The sequence below is a fragment of the Bacillus sp. SIMBA_008 genome (assembly GCF_046535495.1).
GTDB lineage: Bacteria > Bacillota > Bacilli > Bacillales > Bacillaceae > Bacillus > Bacillus subtilis.
In genome coordinates this window covers 1-230 of record NZ_JAWRWL010001420.1, presented here as the reverse complement: position 1 = coordinate 230, position 230 = coordinate 1, and the positions used below count along the sequence as shown (strand labels likewise).

Annotated in this window: 1 protein-coding gene; it reads left to right on the top strand. The window is 37.4% G+C overall.

What is annotated here, in order from left to right; genetic code table 11:
* Window positions 1-230 (top strand): NEAT domain-containing protein (locus SB658_RS28165; RefSeq protein ID WP_410603904.1); only part of this gene is annotated, 230 nt, incomplete at both ends.

The following is a 230-nucleotide window of genomic DNA, read 5'->3' as shown; positions in this document are numbered from 1 at the left end:
CAAGGTGGAAACGATAACCAAGGTGGAAACGACAACCGAGGCGGAAACAACAACCAAGGTGGAAACGACAACCAAGGCGGAAATAATCAACCAAAAGTAATAGTTGATCCGAAAAATTTAGTGGATCGTCAATATGATATTCCATTTAAAGTGTTAAAAGATAAAACAAATGAGCTTTCAAAGATGCATGACTATACTGTACACCCAGCAAAATTAATCGTTAAAGATGG